The sequence below is a fragment of the Enterococcus sp. AZ120 genome (assembly GCF_050546165.1).
Classification (GTDB): domain Bacteria; phylum Bacillota; class Bacilli; order Lactobacillales; family Enterococcaceae; genus Enterococcus; species Enterococcus faecalis.
In genome coordinates this window covers 1,461,710-1,486,770 of sequence record NZ_CP172950.1, presented here as the reverse complement: position 1 = coordinate 1,486,770, position 25,061 = coordinate 1,461,710, and the positions used below count along the sequence as shown (strand labels likewise).

Here is a 25,061-nt window from a genome sequence, read left to right as displayed (position 1 = left end):
CTGATGTAAATCAGCTGAGTTAGAAAGAATAGGGTTCATGAAGCTAACGAGAAGAGGGAAAGAATGGAAAAGAAAGCACTTGTGTATACAGGAAAAGCGAAGAAGTTGTATCAAACAGAAAATGCAGCGGTTCTTTTTGTGGAATATCTTGATCAAGCAACAGCTTTAAACGGTCAAAGAAAAGATAAAGTTCTTGGGAAAGGCGCTTTAAATAATCAAATCACTAGTCTAATTTTTGAACATTTACAGCAACAGAAGATTCCCAATCATTTTATCAAAAAAGTATCTGAACACGAACAATTAATTCAGGCCGTAGAAATGATTCCTTTGGAAGTTGTCGTACGTAATTATGCGGCAGGAAGTTTTTCAAAGCGTTTAGCGATTGAAGAGGGCACTAAATTAGTGACGCCCATTATTGAATTTTATTACAAAGAAGATCGTCTGGATGATCCTTTTATTAACGAAGACCATATTCAATTTCTAAAAGTAGCCACTCCTGCTGAAATTGTGGAGATTAAAGCATTGGCTTTACAAATTAATCAGGCGCTCAGTCAACTCTTTCAACGCCTCAATATTTGTTTGATCGATTTTAAAATCGAGATTGGTCGGACGAAGGCCAATCAATTGTTACTGGCAGATGAAATTTCTCCAGACACCTGTCGTCTATGGGATTTAAACACAAACGAACATCTGGATAAAGATGTTTATCGCCGTGAATTAGGAGAAATAGTTCCTGTATATGAAGAAGTTTTACAACGTTTACTAACAGCTAATTGAGGAGGAAGCGCGTATGTATTTTGTCAAAGTCTATGTTACGTATAAAGAATCAATTTTGGATCCCCAAGGTGAAGCGGTTAAGGAAGCAGTCCATCGGCTTGGTTTTACAGAAGTAGCCGAAATCCGTGTCGGTAAGTATTTTGAAATGCACGTCCAGCAGACAGAAGCAATTGAAGAGAAAATTGAACAAATTTGTGATCAACTATTAGCCAATGTAAATATGGAATCCTATCGTTTTGAAATTTTATCTTTGGAGGAAATTTAAATGAAATTGGCAGTGATTGTTTTTCCAGGATCTAATTGTGATGCAGACTTATTGTGGGCTGTCAAAGAGGTGATGGGCGTCGATGCAGAATTTGTCCGACACGATGCCACTTCTTTAGCAAAATTTGATGGCGTATTGTTGCCTGGTGGTTTTTCTTATGGCGATTACTTACGTTGTGGTGCAATTGCTCGGTTTTCGCCAATTATCAATGAGGTGATTCGCTTTGCTACAGAAGGCAAAATGGTTTTTGGTACTTGTAATGGCTTTCAAATTTTAACAGAAATTGGCTTACTTCCTGGCACGTTGCTAAGAAATGATTCGCTTCGTTTTATTTGTAAAAGTGTCCCATTGAAAGTGAATACGCACACAAAGTTTACAAGCGAGTATCCTGAAAATGTTTCGATACATTTACCAGTAGCGCATGGCGAAGGGAATTACTATTGTGATGAAAAAACGTTGAAAGAGCTGAAAGAAAAGAACCAAATTGTTTTTACGTATCAAGAAAAGGTGAACGGTAGTCTTGAGAATATTGCTGGTATTTGTAATGAACAGGGCAATGTTCTAGGAATGATGCCTCATCCGGAACGAGCGATAGAAGAATTGTTAGGTTCAACAGATGGACGCAGCTTTTTTGCTTCAATCATTAAAAACTTTGGAAAGGAATTAAGCCAATGATGAATGAACCAACACCAAAAGAAATCAAGGAGACACGGTTGTATGCAGAATGGGGACTAACAGATGAAGAATATCATCAGATTGAGACCATTTTGCAAAGAGAACCTAATTATACAGAAACTGGCTTATTCTCCGTGATGTGGAGTGAACATTGCTCTTACAAAAATTCCAAGCCCGTTTTAAAAAAGTTTCCGACGGAAGGGCCACAAGTGCTTCAAGGCCCTGGTGAAGGAGCTGGGATTGTCGATATTGGTGACGGATTAGCTGTTGTTTTTAAAGCAGAGAGCCATAATCATCCTTCTGCAGTAGAACCTTACGAAGGAGCAGCTACAGGCGTTGGTGGAATTATTCGCGATATTTTCAGTATGGGGGCGCGGCCGATTGCTTTACTGGATTCGTTAAGATTTGGCGAACTGACGGATGCACGAACACGTTATTTGTTTCAAGAAGTTGTGGCGGGGATTAGCGGTTATGGAAATTGTATTGGTATTCCAACCGTTGGCGGCGAAATTGCTTTTGAGCCATGTTATCAAGGAAACCCACTTGTCAATGCTATGTGTGTGGGATTGATTCGTCATGATGAGATTCAAAAAGGCCAAGCAAAAGGCGTCGGAAATAGCATTCTTTACGTAGGTGCGAAAACAGGACGTGATGGAATTCATGGTGCGACCTTTGCTTCAGAAGAATTTAGTGAAGGTGAAGAACAGCAACGATCTGCAGTACAAGTAGGTGATCCGTTTATGGAAAAATTATTATTGGAAGCTTGTCTTGATTTAATCAAAAATCATCAAGATATTTTAATCGGCATCCAAGATATGGGGGCGGCTGGCTTGGTTTCTTCAAGTGCTGAAATGGCATCAAAAGCAGGTTCAGGCTTGATTCTAGAGCTGGATAAAGTTCCGCAGAGAGAGACGCTGATGAGCCCCTATGAAATGCTCTTGTCTGAGTCCCAAGAACGGATGTTAATCTGTGTGGAAAAAGGAGCAGAACAGCAAGTTTGTGAATTGTTTCAAACGTATGACTTAGAAGCGGTAGCGATTGGATCCGTAACAGATGATGGACAGTATCGTGTCTTTCACGGTGGCAAAATAGTCGCAGATGTACCAGTAGATGCTTTGGCAGAAGAAGCCCCTGTCTACCAGAAAGCCTATCAAGAACCAGAGCGGATGCGTGCTTTTAAAAAATTAGCGCCCTTCATTCCAGAAATTACGAATAGCACGGAATTATTAAAACGCCTATTGCAACAGCCAACGATTGCATCAAAAAAATCAGTTTACGAAACCTATGATAGTCAAGTACAAACGAATACAGTGGTGCAACCAGGAAGTGATGCAGCTGTTTTAAGAGTGCGGGGCACCAATAAAGCCTTAGCGATGACGACAGATTGTAATAGCCGTTATTTGTATTTAAATCCTGAAATAGGTGGGCAAATTGCGGTTGCAGAAGCAGCCCGTAATATTGTAGCAAGTGGAGCACAACCTTTGGCTATCACTGATTGTTTGAATTATGGTTCCCCTGATAAACCAGAAAGTTTTTGGGAATTATGGACGTCAGCGGATGGAATCGCCGCAGCCTGCCGTCAGCTAGGAACACCCGTGATTTCAGGGAACGTCTCTCTTTACAATGAAACAGATGGTCAAGCCATTTATCCAACGCCAATGATCGGCATGGTGGGCGTGATTGAAGATGTTTCACAAATTACCACACAAGCGTTAAAACAAGTGGATGACTTAATTTATCTCATCGGTGAAACCCACGCAGATTTTAACGGCTCAGAAATTCAAAAAATGCAACTGGGTCGAATTGAAGGGCAATTACGCTCATTTGATTTAAAAGAGGAAAAAGCAAACCAAGAATTAGTTTTAAAAGCAATTCAAGCAGGCCTAGTTGCTAGCGCGCATGATTGCGCTGAAGGCGGCGTTGCCGTTGCTTTAGCCGAGTCGGCTTTTGCTAACGAACTGGGGTTACAGGTGACACTGCCATTAAAAAAAGAATATCTATTTGCGGAGACGCAATCCCGTTTTATTCTTTCAGTTAGTCCCCAGCATCAAGAAGCATTTGAAACACTTATCGGAAGAAAAGCTCAACATATTGGGAAAGTGACTGAAACTGGTTTGGTCATTCATGCGTTAGATGATGTGATCAATTGTTCAACAAAAGAAGCCAAAGCCTTATGGGAGGATGCGATTCCATGTCTTATGAAGCAAAAAGCTTAAATGAAGAGTGTGGTATTTTTGGTATTTGGGGTCATCCTGATGCGGCACAAGTGACCTATTTTGGTTTACACAGCTTGCAGCATCGAGGCCAAGAATGCGCGGGAATTGTGGCGAACAATTCTGGGAAATTAGATGGCCACCGTGATTTAGGTTTGTTAGCAGAAGTATTCCAAAAGCAAGAACAACTGAATGCGTTAGAAGGAACGGCGGCTATTGGTCATGTACGCTATGCAACCGCTGGTACGGGTAGCGTGGATAATATTCAGCCATTTTTATTTAAATTTTATGATAGTCAAATTGGGTTAGCACACAATGGCAATTTGACAAATGCCAAGCGTTTACGAAAACAACTAGAAAGAGAAGGCGCTATTTTTCATTCCAATTCAGACACTGAAATTTTAATGCACTTGATTCGAAAAAGCACTGCTGCCTCGTTTCTCGATAAACTAAAAGAGAGCTTGAATTTGGTTAAGGGGGGCTTTGCTTATCTTTTATTAACTGAAACGATGATGATTGCTGCACTAGATCCCAACGGCTTTCGCCCTCTCTCCATCGGACAAATGAACAATGGGGCGTACGTTGTGGCATCCGAAACGTGTGCATTAGAAACAGTTGGGGCTCGCTTTATTCAAGATGTGGCGCCTGGTGAAGTAGTCATCATTTCTGATGAAGGCTTGAAAATAGAGGTTTTCACTACGGAAGTCCAACCGGCGATTTGCGCAATGGAATATATTTATTTTGCACGACCAGATTCAAATATTGCTGGAGTTAATGTGCATACAGCTCGTAAAAGGATGGGGAAGAACTTGGCAATCGAAAGTCCAGTCGCAGCTGATATGGTAATTGGGGTACCAAACTCGTCATTGTCTGCAGCTAGCGGCTATGCAGAAGAAGCACAGATACCTTACGAACTAGGTTTAGTAAAAAATCAATATGTCGCTCGAACATTCATCCAGCCGACACAAGAATTAAGAGAACAAGGTGTCCGTATGAAACTATCGGCAGTTCGTGGCGTGGTCAAAGGAAAAAAAGTCATTTTAGTAGATGATTCGATTGTTCGCGGGACCACTATTCGACGCATTATTCATTTATTAAAAGAAGCAGAAGCGCAAGAAGTTCATGTCAGAATTGCTTCACCGCCATTAAAATATCCGTGTTTTTATGGCATTGATATACAGACGAGGGACGAACTAATTGCGGCAAACTATTCAATTGAAGAGATCAAAGAGCAGATTGGCGCAGATTCGCTGGCTTTTTTGAGTGAAGCAGGGCTGATTGATGGGATTCAATTAAATTATGATGCTCCTTATTCTGGGCTGTGTATGGCTTACTTTAATGGAGACTATCCAACGCCTTTGTATGATTATGAAGAACAATATCAAGCATCCTTGAAAAAAGAAACTAGGAGGAATTGACATGGAAAATGCCTATTCAAAAGCTGGCGTAAATGTTGAGGCGGGATACGAAGTAGTGGAACGAATTCAAAAGCATAGCCAAAAGACACAACGGACGGGAACGTTGGGCATGCTTGGTGGTTTTGGTGGTTGTTTTGATTTAAGTAGTTACAAGCTTAAAGAACCAGTTTTGGTATCAGGAACGGATGGCGTAGGCACAAAGTTACTCTTGGCAATTGAAGAACAGAAACACGAGACAATCGGAATTGATTGTGTAGCAATGTGTGTCAATGATGTCGTCGCACAAGGCGCCGAACCGTTATATTTTTTAGATTATTTAGCGTTAGGGACCGTTAACCCAGCTAAAGTTGAAGCAATTGTTGCGGGTGTTGCGGCTGGCTGTTGTGAGGCGAATGCAGCCTTAATTGGGGGCGAAACAGCTGAAATGCCTGATATGTATGAAGCAGATGCTTATGACGTGGCTGGTTTTGCCGTGGGTATTGCTGAGAAAAGTCAACTCTTGACTCCAAGTAACGTAAAAGAAGGCGATTTCTTGATTGGTCTTCCTTCAAGTGGTCTTCATTCTAATGGTTACTCTTTAGTAAGAAATGTTTTTTTTAAGAAACATTCGTTTAAAACAACGGACAAGCTTCCAGAATTGGCACCCAAAACGTTAGGGGAAGAATTATTAACACCAACAAAAATTTACGTCAAGGAATTATTGCCATTGTTAAAAGCAGGACTCGTGCATGGGGCTGCGCATATTACTGGCGGCGGGTTTTTAGAAAATCTACCAAGAATGTTTTCTTCCGCATTAGCTGCAGAGATTCAATTAAATAGTTGGCCAGTGCTACCAATTTTTAAATTGATTCAAAAATACGGTGAAATTCCATCTGAAGAAATGTATGAAATTTTCAATATGGGCTTAGGGATGATTTTAGCGGTGAGTCCAGAGCATGTTGAAAAAGTTCAGGAGCTTTTGCCAGAAGCTTTTGAAATTGGTCGTTTGGTACCTAGGAAAACGAAAGCCGTTATTTTTAAGGAAGCCTTATGAAGATAGCTGTTTTTGCATCTGGCAATGGTAGCAATTTTGAGGCGATTGCTGCAGCTTTTTCCCAGAAAAAAATCGCAGGGCAGTTGAGCTTAGTCTTTTGTGATCAGCCTGAAGCCTACGTATTGACCCGTGCCCAAAAACGCAAGATTCCCGTTGTTTGCTTTTCGCCATCTGATTTTTCATCTCGTGAGCAATATGAGGAACAAGTATTGAAACATTTAAAAGAGCATCAGATCGATTTAATCGTGTTAGCTGGTTATTTGAGAATTATCGGCAAGACTTTACTGGAGGCTTATCCAAAGAGAATCGTCAATATTCATCCTTCTCTGTTACCTAGTTTTCCAGGTCTTCACGGAATTGAAGAGGCATTTCATTATGGAGTGAAAATAACAGGAATCACTATCCATTATGTTGACTCTGGGGTTGATACAGGACCGATTATTTTCCAAACAACCACCAAGATTGATACTGAAGATACATTGGACACATTAGCAGAGAAAATTCATGCTCTTGAGCACGAATGGTACCCAAAAATAATTTCACAAATTGTAAAGGAGACAATGAAATGACCAAAAGAGCATTGATTAGCGTTTCAGACAAAACAGGAGTGACAACATTTGCAGCAGGCTTAGTTGCAAATGGTTTTGAAATTATCTCCACTGGGGGTACAAGGAGTGTCTTAGAAGAAGCGGGGGTACCGACACTTGCTATTGACGACATCACTGGCTTTCCAGAAATGTTAGATGGCCGTGTCAAAACGTTACATCCGAATATCCATGGCGGACTTTTGGCAAAAAGGGGAAACCAAGCGCATCAAAAAGCACTGACTGAACAAGGCATTCAATTTATTGACCTTGTAGTAGTGAATCTTTATCCATTTAAAGAAACAATTTTAAAACCAGCGATCTCTGAAGCAGAAGCGATTGAAATGATTGATATTGGCGGTCCTAGCATGTTACGTTCAGCGGCAAAAAATTATCAAGACGTAACAGCAGTGGTTGATCCTAGTGATTATGAACAGGTATTAAGTGAAATTAGCAGCACTGGAACTAGCCAGTTAGCCACTAGAAAAAGATTAGCAGCAAAAGTCTTTCGTCATACCGCTGCTTATGACGCGCTTATCGCTGACTATTTGACGACGCAAGTGGGTGAAACTGAGCCAGAGAAACAGACGCTTACTTATGAACGCAAGCAAACATTGCGCTATGGTGAAAATAGCCATCAACAGGCCACCTTTTATCAATCCGTTGTACCTGTATCATTATCCGTTGCTTCCGCTCGACAACTTCATGGCAAAGAACTGTCATATAACAATATTCGAGATGCTGATGCAGCACTCCGGATTGCTAGCGAGTTTACAGAACCTACGGTCGTCGCTGTTAAACATATGAATCCATGTGGAATTGGAACAGGAAAAACGATTTTGGCGGCCTATCGTCAGGCATTTGAAGCAGATCCAGTTTCAATTTTTGGTGGCATTGTTGTTTTGAATCGTCCAGTGGACCAAGCGACTGCGGCTGAAATGCATCAAATCTTTTTAGAGATAATTATTGCGCCTAGTTTTGAGGAAGAAGCTTTGGCACTGTTATCTCAGAAAAAGAATCTTCGTTTGTTAACGTTAGATTTTCATGCTCAAGAAAAAAAAGCGGTGGAATTAGTTTCTGTTATGGGCGGGTTATTAATTCAAGAACAAGATACAGTTGTTGAAAATGACCAAGCATGGCAAGTTGTTACAGAGCGCCAACCCACACCAGCTGAAAGAGACGCATTGAACTTTGCTTGGAAAGCAGTCAAGCATGTAAAATCAAACGCTATTGTTTTAGCCAATGAAAGCCAAACGGTGGGAATTGGAGCTGGTCAAATGAATCGAATTGGTTCAGTAAAAATTGCAGTTGATCAAGCCCAAGCAGCTGGAAAATTACAAGGGGCCGTCTTAGCAAGTGATGCCTTTTTCCCCATGGCAGATAGCGTGGAATATGCTGCACAACATGGCATTCAAGCAATTATTCAGCCAGGCGGGAGCATTAAAGACCAAGCATCAATCGATCTAGCGAATCATTATGGTATTGCGATGATTTTTACTGGGACTCGTCATTTCAAACATTAATTTTTAAAGGAGAAACCGATGAATATATTAGTGATTGGGCGTGGTGGTCGTGAACATGCAATCGCCAAAAAATTACAGCGAGAAGACAAAGTCAAGACTGTTTATTGTGCACCAGGTAATCCTGGTATGAGTGGTGATAATATTCGGACTGTACCTATCGGTGAAGAGCAGCAAACGGAACTAATTCAATTTGCGAAGGATAATCAGATTGATTGGACATTCGTCGGGCCGGAAACGCCATTAATTGAAGGAATTGTAGATGCCTTTCAAGCAGCGGGATTACTGATTTTTGGCCCGACAAAAGCAGCTGCAATTATTGAAGGTTCAAAAAGTTTTGCGAAAGATTTTATGCAAAAATACCAGATTCCAACGGCAGAATATCGGGTCTTTCGACGTTTGGCACCTGCCTTAGAATATATTGAACAGCAAGGAGTACCAATTGTTATTAAGGCGGATGGTTTGGCAGCTGGAAAAGGAGTAGTAGTTGCCGAAACAAAAGCAGCCGCAAAACGGGCGCTAGTTGCGATGATGGAGGATCAACAATTTGGAGTAAGCGGTCAAACGGTTGTAATCGAAGAATTTTTGCAAGGAGAAGAATTTTCCTTAATGGCTTTTGTTTCTAATGAGAAGGTATATCCGATGGTGATTGCTCAAGATCATAAGCGGATTTTCGATGGGGATGCTGGTCCGAATACAGGGGGAATGGGCGCTTACACACCAGTGCCTCAGATTCCAGAAGAAGCGGTTCAGCAAGCCATTAGCCAAGTTCTGAAACCGACTGCTAAAGGAATGGTGGCTGAAAAACGTCCGTTTCAAGGGATTTTATATGCTGGTTTAATCCAAACAGCAACTGGCCCCAAGGTTATTGAATTTAATGCTCGATTTGGGGATCCAGAAACACAAGTTGTGTTGGCACGTTTAGAGAGTCCCCTTTCAGAAATAATTTCTTCATTGTTGGCGAAAGAGCAACCAACGATTGTATGGAATGAGTTAGCGAGTGTTGGTGTTGTTGTAGCAGCAGAAGGCTATCCTAATCAATACAAGACAAATCTACCATTGCCCGAAATGTCTGGTGAAACCATCTATTATGCAGGGGTAACTCGTTCAGAACAGACTCTGGTTTCGGCTGGCGGACGAATCTTTTTAGCAGAAGCAACTGCTTCGACTCTTGAAGAAGCCCGCGAAAAAGTTTATCAAACATTGGATAATTACTCATTTCCTGGAATGTATTATCGAAAAGATATAGGCGTGAAAGGCTTGATTTAGGATTTTCAAAAACAGAGGCAAGGACATTTAATCGAATGTTTCCTTGTCTTTTTTTTATTGCAAATTCAGATAGGGAGGCATAAACTGAAAGTATATCCATCATTAAACTAGAGGAGAAAGCTAAAATAATGAGAGAGAAGCAGATTGAAAAAGTTAGTCAGCGGTTGTTTATTGTTACAAGTATTTTAGCAGTCAGTTTACTATTATTAAGTGCGGTGGTCTATCCTGATTTACCAGCTCATGTGCCCATTCATGTGAATTTTTGGGGCGAGGGTAATTCGTTTGGCCCAAGATCTAGTATATTTATGTGGCCAGCGGTCCTGTTTGGCTTGAGTATTTATCAACGAAGTTATCAATCAGTACAACCATATGGCAGATGGCTGAAGGTATTATTAATCATTGTTAATCTTGGCGCTTTGTTTAGTATTCTGCGTCTATTTATTCATTTGTTGGTTTGAAGGGGTCGAAAGGTGAGAAAATGAGAAAGTTAATTTTAGTTTTTGTGGGTTGTGCCATGGCCTTTTGTTTATGGCCTAATCAAGCGGCGGCTGTAGCTGGTGGCTATGGCGGCGGACGTGTAGAAAGTCCAAGCGGAGGTAATCCCTCGAATGGTTTTTCGCCAAGCGGTGATGGATCAAGAAGTTATGTTCATCATAACGAGACCGGGAACAGCAACACAACGCCACTGGAAGGCTTAATTTCAACAGTGTTTTTTGTTCTTTTTGGGGGCGCGATGATTTGGCAAAGACGCCGTAGAAATCAACCAGTCGATGAAGACGCTTTTCAAGAAATGTGGGCAGCATTACCTGGAACATCAAAAGAAAAAAAGGCACTCTTAAAAGAAATACAACAAACGTTTTTAGAAATACAACAAGCGTGGGATCAAGAAAATTTGTCTGTAGTCAAAGATAACTATACAGAAAAACTTTATCAAAAACATCTTGCAGTATTACAAGCAAATCAACAAGCGGGCATCAGAAATCATGTAAAAAAAGTGAAAGTAGCGCCAGCTTCGAATTATCATCATATTAGTGAAACCAGTTTTTCACTGATGCTTCATTTTTCTTGTATTGACTACGAGGAAGATACTCAAAGCGGTCGTGTTTTATCAGGATACAAGCATCAAAAACAATATTTTTCACAACTTTGGTATTTTGATTACAATCCATCCCTTGGAAAATGGCAAGCAGACTTCATTCAACCTAAAGGATAGTGCTAAAAAGCGCTTGGGGTTTAAATCCCAAGCGCTTTTTTATTCTTCGATGCGTTTTACAAGCTGTATTTTTTTATTTAATACGTAAATCAGGATACCGCCGACTGTCATTGAAAGAAGTTCACCAAGTCCAACGGTCAACCATGTGTACCAAAAAGGTAACTGATAAAAGAACGTTAAAGGTCCGGCGACAGTGAACATGGACAAAGCAAAAAGAATGGCCGTCAGCATTAGTTTAATCAATAAATTTTGCTGATTTTTTGTCGCAAAATAGGCAATCCATAAGACTGCGCACGTCCCAGCGCTACCGATGACTATATCGATGATACCAAGAGGCGAAGCGGTGTTGGCAATCGCAACCCCTAACGTAATGGACCAGATATATCGCTTGTTAAAAACGCCTAAATAATTAAATAATTCGGCAAGACGAAGCTGTATCGGACCAAAACTAAGCGGAGCGAGAAGTACAGTGACAACGACATACAAAGCGGTAACCAGCGCCATTTTAGCCAAAGCCGTAGCTGACCACGTACTGGTTTGTGGATTTGATGAATGATTCATTTGAGATTCTCCTTTATAAAACAACGACGTGTTTTAGTGATAACCATAACCAAAGGAAGGGCAGTAAAGCCAACTGAAGTGTTATGGTGTGAGTTGCCTCACTGTGTTACATGTTACTGAAGAACAGACACTCTGTAAAGTCTTTTTATTTCATGGTCCAACCACCATCAATGGTCATAACTGTGCCATGGATATAATCAGCGTCATCACTAGCTAGAAATAATGAAAGTTTTGCCACCTCTTGTGGCTGTGCCCAACGGCCCGCAGGTGTTTCACTTGCTACCCAAGTAGCCATTTCACCTTCTCCTGCAAAATCAGCTGCGTTCATGGGTGTTTGGATGGCACCTGGCGCAATCGCATTTGCTCGAATGCCTAATTTGGCATAATCGTAGGAAAGTTGTTTTGTATACCCGATGATTGCGTGTTTGGAGGCAGTGTACGCTGCGCCGCCACCCCCAGCTACTAAGCCAGCGATAGATGCCATATTAACGATTACTCCTTTTTTTTGTTGGAGGAAATAAGGTAATATGGCATTGGTCACTAAAAAGACACTTTTTAAATTGGTTGCTAAAATTTGATCCCATAAAGCTTCCGAAGTTTCTAGAGAAGGGCGATAATCATCTAAAATACCTGCCGTATTTAATAAAATATCAATTTGGCCGTTGTTTTTCACAATTTGTTTCATCGTGGCTTGCACAAATGAGGGAGAAGACACATCACCGACAAAATAAGTAAACGACTTAGCAGAATCTGGGTCAACCAGTGCGGCTGTCTGCTTTAACCCCGTTTCGTCTAGGTCGATGCCAATAACTTCAGCACCTTGCTCAGCAAAGGCAATTGCTTGTGCTTGGCCAATCCCTGAAGCTGCACCGGTTACAAGCACCCGTTTTGTTTCAAATTCTTTTGGCATAAGAAAAACTCCTTTAAACATTTATAAAATTAAGGTCTGGAAGAACGAGCAATCGCCGTAATCTGCCAGACCTTATGCGTGTAGTTATGCTTCAACAATCACCCAATCTTCTGCTAAGACATCACAGGGTGTTGGTGAAAACATGCTGTAGCCTTCATCAGAAGTTTTGATTAAAAAATACGGGGTAACTTGTAAAAATTCACCTTCGGAGGTGCCAATTTCATCACGTAATTCAATAAAAAGTTCGAAACCGCTCCAGCCTTTACGTACGGCTTTTTTTCCTGCTTTAATCTGTGGCAATACTTCTTCAAATGTCATTTGCTTGTGCTCCTTTTTCGTTAAATGGTAGTTCGTGATAGCTCGTTGCGCCTTTTTCAATTGTCAACTGACCGTTAAGTAAATCCGTCATTTCAGCTATAAATGTTTCTGTTGCTTGTTCATCTACTAAACAAATTAACTGAATAGACTCTGTGTAAATAGTTTCTTTAAGCGTGTAGGGACTATGTTCTAAAAAGGCTTGGGCTTTTCCTAATAAAGGATAGGCGATCGTAATCAATAGTTCTTGTTGCAATTTGCCAATGACTAAACCAATTTCATCTAAAGTGTGGGAAAGAGCATGACTATATGCTCGGATTAAACCACCAGCGCCTAATTTTATTCCGCCAAAATAACGAGTGACAACAGCCACTACGTTGATTAACTCTTTTTTCTTTAAGACTTCCAGCATTGGAACACCAGCAGTGCCACTAGGTTCGCCGTCATCGCTGCTCCTCTGAATGTCATTTTTTTCGCCGATAACAAAAGCACTACAATTATGATTGGCTTTCCAATGTTCTTTTTTTATTGCGGCGATAAAGGCTTTTGCTTCTTCTTCTGATGTTACGCGCTTTACAGAACAGATAAACCGCGATTTCTTGATTTCAATCTCGCTGAAACCATCTTGTTTGACTGTAATATAGCTTTCTAACATATGGGCATCCTTTTCTCTCGTAATAAAGTCAGTATAAAAAAGAATCAACTGAATAGCAACTTTTTCTCTCATCTTTTTTGTGAGATTTTTGGAAAAAAACGTTATAATAAGGTATGATAGAGAAAAGGGAGGCGCTGGAAAATGGTACATACACGACAGAAAAAATATGATACAATTACTCATTATTTGAAAACGAATGGCGGTTCCCAAGTTACCTTGACCTTTACCCAGTTTGATGAATTGTTATTCCCTCATTCTGGTTTACCAAAAACTGCTAAGACAGATGTCGATTGGTGGGCGAACGATTATAAGCATCCAGAAAAAGGCGCTTATGGTTGGTTGAACGCGAGTTACCAAGTAGTTCAAGTGAATTTGGAAAAAGAATATGTGGTATTTAATAAATTACTGAAATCAGCTTGGTACGTTTAAACCAAGATTGTATCCGCTTTAAAAAACAAGAATGATTGACAAAAATTAACTTTACACTATAATATTTTTAATAGATAATGTTGAAAATTGAAAAAGGCAATGGTAAAAGGGGCTGTTAAAATGTCAAAAAAAACAATTATGTTAGTTTGCTCCGCAGGAATGAGTACTAGTTTACTTGTTACAAAAATGCAAAAAGCAGCATTTAATCAAGGCTTAGATGCCCATATATTTGCGGCTTCTGCATCGGAAGCAGACACAAATTTAGAAAATAATCCAGTCGATGTGTTATTGTTAGGTCCACAAGTTCGTTATATGAAGAGTGATTTTGAAAAGCGTCTATCACCAAAAGGTATCCCAACAGATGTCATTAGCATGTCTGATTACGGCTTAATGAACGGGGAAAAAGTGTTGGAACAAGCCTTGGGTTTGTTAGCACAAGCAGATAAAAAAGAGTAAAAACAAGTTGTTTTTTCGAGAATCTTCGAAAAAGCAACTTGTCTTTTTTTATGATTATAGTTAATTGGAATTGAGCTGAGGCAGTCATTCTGGTTTATCAGTTCAATAAATTATAGAGCCGAAATTAGTCCTGCGAGCTAGAGAAAGACAACTGTCTTTAATTTTTTACTTTAATCTAGATACTAAAAAAACATACTTAACAATCTATTTTCTGAATAATAAACGCCTTTTTCCGTAGTCTGAAAGTAGTAATTCAAAGAATGATTAACAATATTATTATATACGAGTCATTATAGTATGGCATAAGCAATTCGAATAACAGACTTATTCAGCAAATAAATGAGAGAGAATTCTGTTTTTGTTGTTTAAAAATAATGAGGTTATTTCATAAGGCATACTTTCTTCATACGTGATTTCTAAAGGACTATCTTTATCAAAAGAAATGATTTGTGAGTCAGGCATTGCAAGTAATATAGGTGAATGAGAGACAATAATAAACTGAGACCCCTCATCAATTAGTTTTTTTATAGATATCATTAAGGCTAGTTGGCGTTGAGGTGAGAGAGCCGCTTCAGGTTCATCTAACAGGTACAGACCATTTCCTCTAAACCGATGGTTCACCAGATTCAAAAAACTTTCGCCGTGTGATTGATGATGTAGGGATTTATCGCCATATTCAGAAAAATCTAAGTCTATATTTTCTGCATATGTAGCAACATTATAGAAACTTTCAGCTCTTAAAAAGAAGCCATCCGTAGCACGCTTTACACTTTTTGCAACAGTTAAATAATTATGTAAATCCAAGTGAGTATCGTTTGTAGAGAAATTAAAATTAATACTACCGCCTTCAGGATTAAATCCCCAATTGACTGCGATTGCTTCTAATAAAGTGGATTTTCCAGTTCCATTTTCACCTGAAAAAAAAGTAATAGGTTTTTTAAAATTTAGTGAATTAAATTTATTCAGCCCTTCAATTTTTGAAAAAACAGAATCTTCTTCAAAAGCTTTGAGTTCTAGTCTTTTTAAAAAAATATTTTCCATGATAAAGCTTGCTCCTTTCTAGTCTTTTCAAATTAAAGCTTGGATTACTAGATATACTTTAACATTAATTTTTCTTTAAAGGTAGATAAATTTGTTATAAAAAATCTGCATATAGGTAAGTCGAAAGTGGAAGATTCGTGTAAACAATAAAGCGTATCAAGAGTTTGTTTAGTAGGTAACGACTAGATAAGAATAGAAAGATAACGGTGGGAGATTTCCTTTTTCGCAAAAAAGCTAGAGAAATGCGTATTTTATAATTGAGGTGGTTAACATGGAAGATTTGCATGGACGTAAAATAATTATTGAAGAAACAGAACGTTCAATACAGACAAAACTGGTTTATTTACCAACAATGTTAGAGCGTTCACCCCTAACAATTCAATGTCAGCGGTGCGGGGAAGTCGTATCAAAAAAAGAAAATAGACTAGCGACAAATGTATACTACTGTCATGCGTGCATTCAATTAGGCCGTGTGACTTCTTGTCAAAAATTTTGTCATTTACCAGAAAGGCCCAATAGCCCAAGAACTGTCTTTTTTGAGTGGTCTGGACAATTAACAAAGGGACAGCAAGCGATCTCAGTTGAACTTTGTGAGACGGTAAAAATAAGAGAGAATCGCTTAGTGTGGGCAGTTACAGGTGCAGGCAAAACAGAAATGTTATTTGCTGTTTTGCACCAAACCTTACAAGAAGGGGGGCGGATTGCGCTGGCTTCGCCGCGTGTCGATGTTTGCTTAGAACTGTTTCCCAGAATCCAAGCGGTTTTTCCTCACGAAGCAATTGCTTTACTTCATGGAAACAGTCAAGAAGCGTATCGTTATACGAAACTAGTGATTTGCACCACCCATCAATTATTGAAATTCCATCAAGCGTTTGATTTACTTATCGTTGATGAAGTCGACTCTTTTCCTTTTGTTAATAACGAGCATCTTTATTATGGAGTGCGTAACGCACGAAAAAAAAGAAGTAGTTTGGTGTACTTAACAGCAACCCCTACGAAAGAATTACGGAAGCTTTTACAGCAAAAGAAGTTAGCGGCCAGTATTTTGCCAGCAAGATATCATCGTAGGCCATTACCTGTGCCACGCCGATTTTGGGTTCAGTCGTGGCAACGTATTTCTACCAAAAATATTAAAATCATTGCACATCATTTGAAACGTTTATTGGTGCGTAATTCAGTTTTATTATTTTGCCCAAGCATTCCATTAATTCACCAATTGCATGCATTAATAGCTGAGCGATTTTCCGACAAAGAAGTTGTCGCCGTTTATGGTAGTGATGAGCTTCGCCTAGAAAAAGTTCAAGCAATGCGTCAGCAGAAAACGGATATTTTGATCACTACAACCATTTTAGAACGTGGTGTGACTTTTGATGCAGTCTCAGTTATTGTTTATGGTGCCAATCATCGAGTCTTCACTTCTTCAACACTTGTCCAAATTGCGGGCCGAGTCGATCGAAGACAAGAATTCAATTACGGCGAAGTTTTATTTTTACATGATGGGGAAACAAGAGACATGAAAGAGGCAATTCGGCAAATAAAGCAAATGAATCGCTTGGCTAGCAAACGAGGGATGTTAGATGGATTGTAAAAATTGCGCAAGCCCCATTCGTTTGGAGATAACATTAAAAATGCTCTTACGTTTTAAAAAATGGATGAGCCCTTCACTTTGCCAGCACTGCCAAGCAAAGTTCCAGAAACTGCCAATGACAGGCACTTGTTTTGGCTGTAGTCGCGTCAGCCAAGAGCATTATTGTTTTGATTGTCAAAGGTGGCAGCTGCTTTATCCAGAGTATTCTTTTCATAATGCAGCGTTGTTTCATTATGATGAAGGAATGCAAGAGTGGATGGAACGCTATAAATTTCAAGGAGACTACCGCTTAAGAACGTGTTTTAATGAGGAAATCAACTTTTACTTTCAGCAACAATCTGCGGACTATATTATTCCGGTACCCTTATCCGAAAAACGAATGCAAGAACGAGGCTTCAACCAAGTAATTGGCTTACTAGAAGCGGCTGATGTTCCGTACAGCCCTTTTTTAATTAGAAAAGAGGAAAATGTTCCGCAATCTAAGAAAACTAGAAAGGAAAGGATGCAGTTGCAACAACCATTTGCCATCCAAAAAGAAAACCAAAAAAAATTAAAAAATTGTTCTGTTATTTTGGTGGATGACATCTATACCACTGGACGAACTCTTTTCCACGCAGCTGCTGTTATCAATGACTGTTATCCTAAAAGTTTGAATACGTTTACTCTCGCGCGGTAAAAAGAAAAGAATTCATAAATTTGATGACTATTTTGTTGGCAAAACCCAGATTATTCGATATAATGAAATTAAGAAGAAGGGAATTAAAGAGTGGTCCTTTAATCTTTTCTTTACTGGTAGATGAAAGGGGTAATTGTTATGTTTAGATATAATGTACGTGGAGAAAATATCGAGGTAACCGAAGCGATTCGAGACTATGTTGAGAAAAAAGTCGGTAAATTAGAAAGATATTTCAGCGATTCACCTGAAGCAACGGTTCACGTGAATTTGAAAGTGTACACTGAAAAAACAGCCAAAGTCGAGGTTACTATTCCTCTTCCTTATCTAGTTTTACGAGCTGAAGAAACGTCACCTGATTTATACGCAAGTATTGATTTGGTTGTCGATAAATTAGAACGACAAATTCGTAAATTTAAAACAAAAATCAACAGAAAATCTCGTGAAACAGGACGTAACAATACAAAAGCCGCTGTCTTCTTAGTTGGTGAAGAAACAGAAGAAACACCTTCAGAATTAGACATCGTTCGTACAAAACGTCTATCATTAAAACCGATGGACAGTGAAGAAGCTGTTTTACAAATGAACATGTTAGGACACAACTTCTTTATTTTTGAAGATGCCGAAACAAATGGAACAAGCATTGTTTACCGTCGTAAAGATGGCAAATATGGCTTGATTGAAACAGACTAAAGCTTAAAATAAGAGCTGAAATGCCTTCGTGCATTTCAGCTCTTTAAACATCTTTAAAGCACGGAGTAAAGAAAAAATAAAGAAATACATAAAATAACTTTAAAAGTTCATCTTTTAAAGGAAAATGTCTGCAAAATAGAGAGAAATGGTTTTCTTTCTCGTCAAGTAATGATAAAATAAAACGGATAGATTGTGCTTCTTGTACAAAAAGGATACAAAAATAAAAAGAGGTAATTGAAAGGAACACAGATACCAATGGCAAATTTTTTGAAAAAAATGATCGAAAACGATAAAAAAGAATTAAGACGATTAGAAAAAATCGCCGATAAAATTGATGCACATGCAAGTGCAATGGAACAACTAAGCGATGAACAATTACGTGAAAAAACAGATGAATTTAAAGCCCGTTATCAAAAAGGGGAAACCTTAGACGAACTATTACCAGAAGCGTTTGCGGTTGTCCGTGAAGCTGCTAAACGTGTACTAGGTTTATTCCCATACCGTGTCCAATTAATGGGTGGGATTGTGCTTCATGACGGGAACATTCCTGAAATGAGAACAGGTGAAGGGAAAACCTTGACTGCCACAATGCCTGTATACTTGAATGCACTATCTGGTGAAGGAGTACACGTTGTTACAGTTAATGAATACTTAGCAACCCGTGACTCTAACGAAATGGGAGAATTATATAATTTCTTAGGCTTAAGCGTTGGTTTAAACATTAACTCTAAATCTTCTGATGAAAAACGCGAAGCGTATAACTGTGATATCACTTATAGTACAAATAACGAATTAGGATTTGACTATTTGCGTGATAACATGGTTGTTTATCGCAGCCAAATGGTTCAACGTCCATTAAACTATGCAATTGTCGATGAAGTGGATTCAATCTTAATTGATGAAGCAAGAACCCCATTAATTATTTCTGGACAAGCTGAAAAATCGACAGCACTCTATACGCGTGCCGATAATTTTGTCAAACGCTTAAAAGAAGACGAAGATTACAAAATTGATATTCAGTCTAAAACAATTGGTTTAACAGAAGCAGGTATTGAAAAAGCTGAACAAACTTTCGGATTGGATAACCTGTACGATATTGAAAATACAGCATTAACGCACCATTTAGATCAAGCGTTACGGGCAAACTATATCATGTTACTAGACATTGATTACGTGGTTCAAGACAATAAAGTCTTAATTGTTGACCAATTTACTGGTCGTATCATGGATGGTCGTCGTTATTCTGATGGCTTGCATCAAGCGATTGAAGCAAAAGAAGGCGTCGAAATTGAAGATGAAACAAAAACAATGGCGACGATTACGTTCCAAAACTACTTCCGGATGTACAAAAAACTAGCCGGGATGACTGGTACTGCTAAAACAGAAGAAGAAGAATTCCGTGAAATTTACAATATTCAAGTCATTCAAATCCCAACCAATCGTCCAATTATCCGTGACGATCGTCCAGATTTACTTTATCCAACCTTAGAAAGTAAATTTAATGCAGTGGTGGAAGATATTAAAGAACGTTACCACAAAGGGCAACCAGTGTTGGTGGGGACTGTTGCGGTAGAAACGTCAGAATTACTTTCTGATAAATTAAACGCAGCTAAAATTCCTCATGAAGTATTAAATGCGAAAAATCACTTTAAAGAAGCCGAAATCATTATGAATGCCGGTCAAAAAGGCGCAGTTACAATTGCAACAAATATGGCTGGTCGTGGAACGGATATTAAACTTGGTTTAGGTGTACTTGAACTAGGTGGTCTAGCGGTTATCGGGACAGAACGTCATGAGTCACGTCGTATTGATAATCAGTTGCGTGGACGTGCAGGACGTCAAGGGGATCCAGGGGTTTCACAATTTTATTTATCTTTAGAAGATGACTTAATGAAACGCTTTGGTTCAGAACGAATTAAAACATTCTTAGAACGAATGAATGTGCAAGAAGAAGATGCAGTTATTCAAAGTAAAATGTTTACTCGCCAAGTAGAGTCTGCTCAAAAACGTGTGGAAGGAAATAACTATGACACACGTAAAAATGTCTTACAATACGATGACGTGATGCGCGAGCAACGTGAAGTTATTTATGCGCAACGACAAGAAGTAATTATGGAAGAAAATGACTTGTCTGATGTATTGATGGGCATGGTAAAACGGACGATTGGCCGAGTGGTGGATAGCCATACACAATTAGAAAAAGAAGAATGGAATTTAGATGGGATTGTCGATTTTGCAGCCTCAACACTTGTCCATGAAGATACGATTTCTAAAAAAGATTTAGAAAATAAATCAGCTGAAGAAATCAAAGACTACTTAGTGGCACGTGCGCAAGAAGTATTTGAAGAAAAATCTCAACAATTGAATGGTCAAGAACAACTGCTAGAATTTGAAAAAGTTGTCATCTTGCGTGTCGTCGATACTAAATGGACAGATCACATTGATGCAATGGATCAATTACGCCAATCTGTCGGCTTACGTGCGTACGGTCAAAACAACCCATTAGTAGAATATCAAACAGAAGGTTATTCTATGTATAACAATATGGTGGGTTCAATCGAATATGAAGTAACACGTTTATTCATGAAATCGGAAATTCGCCAAAATGTCCAACGTGAGCAAGTAGCTCAAGGACAAGCGGAACATCCAGAAACAGAACAAGATGCAGCTGCACAAAGCAACACAAGTGCGAAGCGTCAACCTGTGCGTGTAGATAAAAAAGTGGGCCGTAATGATTTATGCCCATGCGGAAGTGGCAAAAAATTCAAAAATTGTCATGGAAGAAACGCTTAATTAAAGAAAAAACGCAGGGTGGGGCAATTTGTCCCGCCTTTGCTCTTTTTACAATAAAGAGAAAGAAGGAATCATTTTGGAAAACCCAGAAATTCGTACATTATTAGACGAAATGACACAAAAAATTACTAGCTTCAGGAGGTCTCTTTGACTTAGACCAGTTAGAAGAAGACATTGCCGAGGCGGAAAATCGGATGGGAGAACCTGGTTTTTGGGACAACACAGAAACGGCTCAAAAGCTAATTAACGAAACCAATAGTTTGAAAGAAAAATATCAACAATTTCATCAGCTCTCTGAGGAACTTGACGAATTAACGGTGATGTTTGAATTACAACAAGAAGAATATGATGCAGAGATTCAAGAAGAATTGGAAGAAAGAATTCATCTCTTGCAAGAACGTTTAACAACGTATGAGCTATCCTTACTACTAAATGAGCCATATGATCATAATAACGCCCTAATTGAATTACACCCTGGTGCCGGTGGTACTGAATCACAAGATTGGGGAAGTATGCTTTTACGAATGTACACACGTTGGGCAGAAAGTCACGGTTTCCAAGTTGAAACGTTGGATTACCAAGCTGGAGATGAAGCAGGGATTAAAAGTGTCACCTTATTAATCAAAGGTTACAATGCTTATGGTTACCTAAAATCTGAAAAAGGTGTCCATCGTCTTGTGCGGATTTCGCCCTTTGATTCCGCCAAACGCCGTCATACTTCGTTTTGTTCAGTTGATGTAATGCCTGAATTAGACGATACAATAGAGATTGCGATCAATCCAGATGACTTAAAAATTGATACCTATCGAGCAAGTGGTGCTGGTGGTCAGCATATTAATAAAACAGAATCGGCTGTTCGAATTACACATATTCCAACAGGCACCGTTGTCGCAAGCCAAGCACAACGTTCTCAATTAAAAAACCGTGAGCAAGCAATGAGTATGTTAAAAGCCAAATTATATCAATTGGAAATGGAAAAGAAAGCTCAAGAAGCAGCAAGTTTACGTGGTGAACAAATGGAAATTGGTTGGGGCTCACAAATCCGTTCTTACGTGTTCCATCCGTATTCAATGGTCAAAGACCATCGGACAAATTACGAAACCGGCAATGTACAAGCTGTGATGGATGGAGACCTTGATGGTTTCATTGATGCCTACTTAAAACAGCGCTTAAGTTAAGCTCTTCATTAAATTGAAATAAAAATGTAACTTAATGCAAGAAGTTTGCAATATTCACATGTTATAATAAGTAGGATTGAAGAAAAAAGAGATGGAGAGAACGCCATGATTGAAATGAAAGATGTAATGAAGAAATATTCGAATGGTACAACAGCGATTCGAAATATTTCAGTAGAGATTGACCAAGGCGAGTTCGTCTATGTGGTTGGTCCCTCAGGTGCAGGGAAATCAACCTTTATTAGATTAATGTATCGTGAAGAAAAAGCAACAAAAGGTAATTTGACAGTTGCAGGTCATGATTTAATGAAAATAAAAAATAAAGAAGTTCCTTATTTACGTCGTGAAATCGGCATCGTTTTCCAAGACTATAAACTATTACCAAAGAAAACTGTGTATGAGAACGTGGCCTATGCGATGCAAGTTATCGGACGACGTCCTCGCGAAATCAAAAAACGCGTGATGGAAGTTTTAGATTTAGTCGGTCTAAAACATAAGGTACGTGTTTTTCCAAGCGAACTTTCTGGTGGGGAACAGCAACGGGTATCCATTGCACGAGCAATCGTAAATACACCGAAAGTTTTAATTGCCGATGAACCAACTGGGAACTTAGATCCAGAGAATTCATGGGAAATCATGAAATTGTTGGACCGGATTAACGCACAAGGAACAACAGTCGTGATGGCAACGCATAATAGTACAATTGTAAATACGATTCGTCACCGTGTTATTGCCATTGAAAATGGTCGCATTATCCGTGACCAAGTGGAAGGAGAATACGGCTACGATGATTAGAACATTCTTTTCTCATTTATTTGAAAGTATCAAAAGTTTAAAACGGAACGGTTGGATGACTGTTGCCTCAGCAAGTGCGGTTACAATTACATTAGTTTTAGTTGGTATTTTTATGGGCGTTATTTTTAATGCAACGAAACTTGCTGATGATATCGAAAAAAACGTGACAGTGTCTGTCTTTGTCGATATTGGTACAAAACAAAATGAAATGAAAACATTAGAAAAACAACTTAAAGGATTAGACAATGTTGAAGATATTTCTTATTCAAACAAAGATCAACAATTGAAAAAAATCCAAGAACAAATGGGGGATGCCTGGAATCTTTTCGAAGGCGACAGTAACCCATTATACGACGTGTATTATGTCCGTGCAAAAACACCAGAAGACACGAAAGATATTGCGAAACAAGCAGCTAAATTCCCAAGTGTTTTTAAAGCCGATTACGGTGGTGTAAACTCAGACAAAATCTTTAAAATCGCTCAAACCGTTCGAACTTGGGGCTTAGCAGCTGCTGCATTACTTTTATTCGTTGCAGTGTTCTTAATTTCCAACACCATTCGGATTACGATTTTATCTCGTCAAAAAGAAATCCAAATTATGCGTCTTGTAGGAGCGAAAAACAGTTTCATTCGTTGGCCGTTCTTCTTAGAAGGTGCTTGGATTGGGTTGATTGGCGCAATCGTGCCAGTCATCATTATGACGTTAGGCTACCATCAAGTTTATAACATGTTTAACCCGCAGTTATTGCGTTCGAATTATTCATTAATTCGTCCAGAAGATTTTATCTGGAAAGTTAATCTATTAATGATTGCAACAGGAATGATTATTGGATCACTAGGTTCAGTTATTTCAATGCGTCGTTTCTTGAAAATTTAAACGAAAAAAAGCTCTCCATTTTGGAGAGCTTTTTTTGTTTTATTTTTAAAATACTTGTTATTTAATTTAAGAGTTTTCTCAGTTGTACCAACAAATTGATAACTTATAATTTTCAAGTCCTACATATAATGGTAAAATAGAATAGATTGAAATTAATTGGAGGAATAATGAATCGATGAAAAAAAGATTGCTATTATTTATTGGTTTGGCAAGTATACTTACTTTGACAGGATGTGCAAAATGGATTGATCGTGGTGAATCCATCACAGCGGTAGGCTCATCAGCTTTACAACCATTAGTAGAGACAGCGAGTGAGGAATATCAAAGCCAAAATCCGGGAAGATTTATTAATGTCCAAGGTGGCGGAAGCGGAACAGGTCTGAGTCAAGTCCAATCTGGCGCGGTAAACATTGGTAATTCTGATTTATTTGCAGAAGAGAAAAAGGGCATCAAAGCGGAAGACTTAATTGATCATAAAGTTGCTGTCGTTGGGATTACACCAATCGTTAACAAAAATGTCGGTGTCAAAGATATCACAATGGAAAATTTAAAGAAAATCTTTTTAGGTGAAGTAACAAACTGGAAAGAACTTGGCGGGAAAGACCAAAAAATTGTTATTTTGAACAGAGCGGCCGGTAGTGGTACGCGCGCTACTTTTGAAAAGTGGGTCTTGGGAGATAAAACAGCCATTCGTGCGCAAGAACAAGATTCCAGCGGCATGGTTCGTTCCATTGTTTCTGATACACCAGGAGCGATTAGTTATACCGCATTTTCATATGTTACTGATGAAGTAGCTACGTTAAGTATTGATGGTGTTCAGCCAACAGATGAAAATGTAATGAACAATAAATGGATTATTTGGTCTTATGAACACATGTACACTCGTAAAAATCCAAGTGATTTAACCAAAGAGTTTTTAGACTTTATGTTGTCAGATGATATCCAAGAACGTGTGATTGGTCAATTAGGGTATATTCCTGTTTCGAAAATGGAAATTGAACGGGATTGGCAAGGAAATGTCATTAAATAATTCTCTTAACACAAAATTTACAAACTTAACATAAAATTTACATGTTATTAAAAACAAATTGATGTAAAAAAGGTACACTATTTTTATCTGTAAAAGTTGGATT

26 protein-coding genes are annotated in these 25,061 nt (G+C 38.9%); 21 read left to right on the top strand and 5 right to left on the bottom strand.

Annotated features, from left to right (window positions below):
* The first annotated feature begins 63 nt into the window (after positions 1 to 63).
* The 11 genes from purC (at position 64) to IGJ46_RS07160 (ending at position 10,967) form a co-directional block, all read left to right on the top strand.
* Positions 64 to 777, top strand: coding sequence for a phosphoribosylaminoimidazolesuccinocarboxamide synthase (gene purC / locus IGJ46_RS07210; protein WP_010822912.1), 714 nt, complete (start codon positions 64 to 66; stop codon positions 775 to 777).
* A 13-nt stretch (positions 778 to 790) separates the two neighbouring features.
* Entirely contained in the window at positions 791 to 1,042 is a 252-nt protein-coding gene (gene purS / locus IGJ46_RS07205; RefSeq protein WP_002357271.1) for a phosphoribosylformylglycinamidine synthase subunit PurS, read from the top strand.
* Positions 1,043 to 1,717 carry a phosphoribosylformylglycinamidine synthase subunit PurQ gene (gene purQ, locus IGJ46_RS07200; protein ID WP_002360136.1) on the top strand — a complete coding sequence of 225 codons (675 nt, stop codon included), beginning with the start codon at positions 1,043 to 1,045 and terminating at the stop codon, positions 1,715 to 1,717.
* Positions 1,714 to 3,933, top strand: coding sequence for a phosphoribosylformylglycinamidine synthase subunit PurL (gene purL / locus IGJ46_RS07195; RefSeq protein ID WP_002394513.1), 2,220 nt, complete (start codon positions 1,714 to 1,716; stop codon positions 3,931 to 3,933). Before purQ ends, purL begins: the two co-directional genes overlap by 4 nt.
* A complete protein-coding gene (purF, locus tag IGJ46_RS07190; RefSeq protein ID WP_430613704.1) occupies positions 3,909 to 5,348 on the top strand; it encodes an amidophosphoribosyltransferase in 1,440 nt (479 codons plus the stop codon). The genes purL and purF overlap by 25 nt, the downstream gene beginning before the upstream one ends.
* A 1-nt stretch (position 5,349) precedes the next feature.
* Positions 5,350 to 6,381, top strand: coding sequence for a phosphoribosylformylglycinamidine cyclo-ligase (gene purM, locus IGJ46_RS07185; protein ID WP_174113986.1), 1,032 nt, complete (start codon positions 5,350 to 5,352; stop codon positions 6,379 to 6,381).
* On the top strand, positions 6,378 to 6,950 hold the full coding sequence (gene purN / locus IGJ46_RS07180) for a phosphoribosylglycinamide formyltransferase (RefSeq protein WP_113848484.1): 573 nt from the start codon (positions 6,378 to 6,380) through the stop codon (positions 6,948 to 6,950). Before purM ends, purN begins: the two co-directional genes overlap by 4 nt.
* Positions 6,902 to 8,488, top strand: coding sequence for a bifunctional phosphoribosylaminoimidazolecarboxamide formyltransferase/IMP cyclohydrolase (gene purH, locus IGJ46_RS07175; RefSeq protein WP_375343107.1), 1,587 nt, complete (start codon positions 6,902 to 6,904; stop codon positions 8,486 to 8,488). The genes purN and purH overlap by 49 nt, the downstream gene beginning before the upstream one ends.
* An 18-nt stretch (positions 8,489 to 8,506) precedes the next feature.
* On the top strand, positions 8,507 to 9,754 hold the full coding sequence (gene purD / locus IGJ46_RS07170) for a phosphoribosylamine--glycine ligase (RefSeq protein WP_218391125.1): 1,248 nt from the start codon (positions 8,507 to 8,509) through the stop codon (positions 9,752 to 9,754).
* 128 nt (positions 9,755 to 9,882) lie between these two features.
* Complete coding sequence (locus IGJ46_RS07165; protein WP_002371050.1) at positions 9,883 to 10,212, top strand: DUF1648 domain-containing protein; 330 nt, start codon at positions 9,883 to 9,885, stop codon at positions 10,210 to 10,212.
* A 20-nt stretch (positions 10,213 to 10,232) separates the two neighbouring features.
* Entirely contained in the window at positions 10,233 to 10,967 is a 735-nt protein-coding gene (locus IGJ46_RS07160; protein ID WP_218391123.1) for a TIM44-like domain-containing protein, read from the top strand.
* 39 nt (positions 10,968 to 11,006) lie between these two features.
* On the opposite strand, the gene IGJ46_RS07155 is transcribed toward IGJ46_RS07160, so the two are convergent.
* The 4 genes from IGJ46_RS07155 to IGJ46_RS07140 form a co-directional block, all read right to left on the bottom strand.
* A complete protein-coding gene (locus IGJ46_RS07155; protein WP_002385866.1) occupies positions 11,007 to 11,528 on the bottom strand; it encodes a QueT transporter family protein in 522 nt (173 codons plus the stop codon).
* Between the two features lie 145 nt (positions 11,529 to 11,673).
* Positions 11,674 to 12,459 carry a 3-oxoacyl-ACP reductase gene (locus IGJ46_RS07150; protein WP_002398738.1) on the bottom strand — a complete coding sequence of 262 codons (786 nt, stop codon included), beginning with the start codon at positions 12,457 to 12,459 and terminating at the stop codon, positions 11,674 to 11,676.
* Between the two features lie 63 nt (positions 12,460 to 12,522).
* Complete coding sequence (locus tag IGJ46_RS07145) at positions 12,523 to 12,756, bottom strand: DUF2829 domain-containing protein (RefSeq protein ID WP_002357284.1); 234 nt, start codon at positions 12,754 to 12,756, stop codon at positions 12,523 to 12,525.
* A complete protein-coding gene (locus tag IGJ46_RS07140) occupies positions 12,746 to 13,480 on the bottom strand; it encodes a YigZ family protein (protein ID WP_002410598.1) in 735 nt (244 codons plus the stop codon). The genes IGJ46_RS07145 and IGJ46_RS07140 overlap by 11 nt, the downstream gene beginning before the upstream one ends.
* Before the next feature lie 69 nt (positions 13,481 to 13,549).
* Between IGJ46_RS07140 and IGJ46_RS07135 the strand changes: the two genes are divergently transcribed.
* A complete protein-coding gene (locus tag IGJ46_RS07135) occupies positions 13,550 to 13,837 on the top strand; it encodes a DUF7662 domain-containing protein (protein WP_002357286.1) in 288 nt (95 codons plus the stop codon).
* A gap of 120 nt (positions 13,838 to 13,957) precedes the next feature.
* A complete protein-coding gene (locus tag IGJ46_RS07130) occupies positions 13,958 to 14,293 on the top strand; it encodes a PTS sugar transporter subunit IIB (protein WP_025193362.1) in 336 nt (111 codons plus the stop codon).
* A gap of 324 nt (positions 14,294 to 14,617) precedes the next feature.
* On the opposite strand, the gene IGJ46_RS07125 is transcribed toward IGJ46_RS07130, so the two are convergent.
* A complete protein-coding gene (locus IGJ46_RS07125; protein WP_010712529.1) occupies positions 14,618 to 15,334 on the bottom strand; it encodes an AAA family ATPase in 717 nt (238 codons plus the stop codon).
* A 271-nt stretch (positions 15,335 to 15,605) separates the two neighbouring features.
* Between IGJ46_RS07125 and IGJ46_RS07120 the strand changes: the two genes are divergently transcribed.
* The 8 genes from IGJ46_RS07120 to IGJ46_RS07085 all read left to right on the top strand — a co-directional run bounded on the left by IGJ46_RS07120 (position 15,606) and on the right by IGJ46_RS07085 (position 24,958).
* Entirely contained in the window at positions 15,606 to 16,922 is a 1,317-nt protein-coding gene (locus IGJ46_RS07120; protein ID WP_218391122.1) for a DEAD/DEAH box helicase, read from the top strand.
* Entirely contained in the window at positions 16,912 to 17,598 is a 687-nt protein-coding gene (locus IGJ46_RS07115) for a ComF family protein (protein WP_218391120.1), read from the top strand. The genes IGJ46_RS07120 and IGJ46_RS07115 overlap by 11 nt, the downstream gene beginning before the upstream one ends.
* Positions 17,599 to 17,736: 138 nt before the next feature.
* Positions 17,737 to 18,288, top strand: coding sequence for a ribosome hibernation-promoting factor, HPF/YfiA family (gene hpf / locus IGJ46_RS07110; protein WP_002357293.1), 552 nt, complete (start codon positions 17,737 to 17,739; stop codon positions 18,286 to 18,288).
* 255 nt (positions 18,289 to 18,543) lie between these two features.
* Positions 18,544 to 21,081, top strand: a complete 2,538-nt coding sequence (gene secA / locus IGJ46_RS07105; RefSeq protein WP_002381826.1) for a preprotein translocase subunit SecA — start codon at positions 18,544 to 18,546, stop codon at positions 21,079 to 21,081.
* A gap of 76 nt (positions 21,082 to 21,157) precedes the next feature.
* A protein-coding gene (prfB, locus tag IGJ46_RS07100) for a peptide chain release factor 2 (RefSeq protein WP_111997025.1) occupies positions 21,158 to 22,259 on the top strand; the annotation gives its coding sequence in 2 pieces (ribosomal slippage) (positions 21,158 to 21,229 and positions 21,231 to 22,259; 1,101 coding nt in all).
* A 105-nt stretch (positions 22,260 to 22,364) separates the two neighbouring features.
* Positions 22,365 to 23,051, top strand: coding sequence for a cell division ATP-binding protein FtsE (gene ftsE / locus IGJ46_RS07095; RefSeq protein ID WP_002361935.1), 687 nt, complete (start codon positions 22,365 to 22,367; stop codon positions 23,049 to 23,051).
* Positions 23,044 to 23,928, top strand: a complete 885-nt coding sequence (gene ftsX, locus IGJ46_RS07090) for a permease-like cell division protein FtsX (protein ID WP_002364071.1) — start codon at positions 23,044 to 23,046, stop codon at positions 23,926 to 23,928. Before ftsE ends, ftsX begins: the two co-directional genes overlap by 8 nt.
* A 175-nt stretch (positions 23,929 to 24,103) precedes the next feature.
* Positions 24,104 to 24,958, top strand: coding sequence for a phosphate ABC transporter substrate-binding protein PstS (locus tag IGJ46_RS07085; RefSeq protein WP_218391119.1), 855 nt, complete (start codon positions 24,104 to 24,106; stop codon positions 24,956 to 24,958).
* The last annotated feature ends 103 nt before the right edge of the window (positions 24,959 to 25,061 follow it).

Bases quoted from the DNA above. Each gene is read 5' to 3' on its own strand.
- IGJ46_RS07085 (WP_218391119.1), top strand. From the start codon at position 24,104: ATGAAAAAAAGATTGCTATTATTTATTGGTTTGGCAAGTATACTTACT.
- purS (WP_002357271.1), top strand. From the start codon at position 791: ATGTATTTTGTCAAAGTCTATGTTACGTATAAAGAATCAATTTTGGAT.
- IGJ46_RS07150 (WP_002398738.1), bottom strand. From the start codon at position 12,459: ATGTTTAAAGGAGTTTTTCTTATGCCAAAAGAATTTGAAACAAAACGG.
- IGJ46_RS07130 (WP_025193362.1), top strand. From the start codon at position 13,958: ATGTCAAAAAAAACAATTATGTTAGTTTGCTCCGCAGGAATGAGTACT.
- IGJ46_RS07165 (WP_002371050.1), top strand. From the start codon at position 9,883: ATGAGAGAGAAGCAGATTGAAAAAGTTAGTCAGCGGTTGTTTATTGTT.
- secA (WP_002381826.1), top strand. From the start codon at position 18,544: ATGGCAAATTTTTTGAAAAAAATGATCGAAAACGATAAAAAAGAATTA.
- IGJ46_RS07120 (WP_218391122.1), top strand. From the start codon at position 15,606: ATGGAAGATTTGCATGGACGTAAAATAATTATTGAAGAAACAGAACGT.
- purH (WP_375343107.1), top strand. From the start codon at position 6,902: ATGGTACCCAAAAATAATTTCACAAATTGTAAAGGAGACAATGAAATG.
- IGJ46_RS07160 (WP_218391123.1), top strand. From the start codon at position 10,233: ATGAGAAAGTTAATTTTAGTTTTTGTGGGTTGTGCCATGGCCTTTTGT.
- purM (WP_174113986.1), top strand. From the start codon at position 5,350: ATGGAAAATGCCTATTCAAAAGCTGGCGTAAATGTTGAGGCGGGATAC.
- purN (WP_113848484.1), top strand. From the start codon at position 6,378: ATGAAGATAGCTGTTTTTGCATCTGGCAATGGTAGCAATTTTGAGGCG.
- IGJ46_RS07125 (WP_010712529.1), bottom strand. From the start codon at position 15,334: ATGGAAAATATTTTTTTAAAAAGACTAGAACTCAAAGCTTTTGAAGAA.
- IGJ46_RS07140 (WP_002410598.1), bottom strand. From the start codon at position 13,480: ATGAGAGAAAAAGTTGCTATTCAGTTGATTCTTTTTTATACTGACTTT.
- ftsX (WP_002364071.1), top strand. From the start codon at position 23,044: ATGATTAGAACATTCTTTTCTCATTTATTTGAAAGTATCAAAAGTTTA.
- IGJ46_RS07135 (WP_002357286.1), top strand. From the start codon at position 13,550: ATGGTACATACACGACAGAAAAAATATGATACAATTACTCATTATTTG.
- IGJ46_RS07145 (WP_002357284.1), bottom strand. From the start codon at position 12,756: ATGACATTTGAAGAAGTATTGCCACAGATTAAAGCAGGAAAAAAAGCC.
- purD (WP_218391125.1), top strand. From the start codon at position 8,507: ATGAATATATTAGTGATTGGGCGTGGTGGTCGTGAACATGCAATCGCC.
- hpf (WP_002357293.1), top strand. From the start codon at position 17,737: ATGTTTAGATATAATGTACGTGGAGAAAATATCGAGGTAACCGAAGCG.
- purF (WP_430613704.1), top strand. From the start codon at position 3,909: ATGTCTTATGAAGCAAAAAGCTTAAATGAAGAGTGTGGTATTTTTGGT.
- IGJ46_RS07115 (WP_218391120.1), top strand. From the start codon at position 16,912: ATGGATTGTAAAAATTGCGCAAGCCCCATTCGTTTGGAGATAACATTA.
- IGJ46_RS07155 (WP_002385866.1), bottom strand. From the start codon at position 11,528: ATGAATCATTCATCAAATCCACAAACCAGTACGTGGTCAGCTACGGCT.
- purL (WP_002394513.1), top strand. From the start codon at position 1,714: ATGATGAATGAACCAACACCAAAAGAAATCAAGGAGACACGGTTGTAT.
- ftsE (WP_002361935.1), top strand. From the start codon at position 22,365: ATGATTGAAATGAAAGATGTAATGAAGAAATATTCGAATGGTACAACA.
- purQ (WP_002360136.1), top strand. From the start codon at position 1,043: ATGAAATTGGCAGTGATTGTTTTTCCAGGATCTAATTGTGATGCAGAC.
- purC (WP_010822912.1), top strand. From the start codon at position 64: ATGGAAAAGAAAGCACTTGTGTATACAGGAAAAGCGAAGAAGTTGTAT.